This window comes from Photorhabdus akhurstii, from assembly GCF_018448925.1.
GTDB classification, from domain to species: domain Bacteria; phylum Pseudomonadota; class Gammaproteobacteria; order Enterobacterales; family Enterobacteriaceae; genus Photorhabdus; species Photorhabdus akhurstii.
In genome coordinates, this window is record NZ_RCWE01000133.1 from 1 (window position 1) to 453 (window position 453).

Genomic DNA, 453 nt, shown 5'->3' on the forward strand with positions numbered 1-453 from the left:
TGTCTTCAACCGACGGCAGACCTTTATCCAGAATCCGCTGGCTCAATTCTTTGGCCTTACCGCACGCTTCCGGTGACAGCGTGCGGCAATCACCCAGATTTCGCGAGGCCAGCGCATTATTCTCAATCGCATTCTTCCCGGCCTGGGCACCGGTGACGGCGCTGCCGGTGGAGTCACCGGCAATTCCACCCGCTAGCCCTGCCGCCAGGGTGGAGAGGGTGCTGATGGTCTGTTTTTCCTCTTCACTTAAGTCACTGACTTTAACATTTTCACCATGAATATGCTTCATCAGTTCTCGCGCGGCCAGTTCACCGGAAGCTGCTCCGGCCGCGCCCGCCAGCGCATTGTTACCACTGACTTCGGCGGCCACTGCCCCCAGAATTGCATGGGCCAGAGTATTGGTGACGACATCGACTTGATGGGTTTTCGGGTCGGTAGTCAGGTCTTTAATCA

The 453-nt window shown here is 57.0% G+C and carries 1 protein-coding gene; it reads right to left on the reverse strand.

The features are described 5' to 3' along the window. Nucleotides 1-453 (reverse strand): VENN motif pre-toxin domain-containing protein (locus EAE93_RS24090; protein ID WP_250151190.1); only part of this gene is annotated, 453 nt, incomplete at both ends.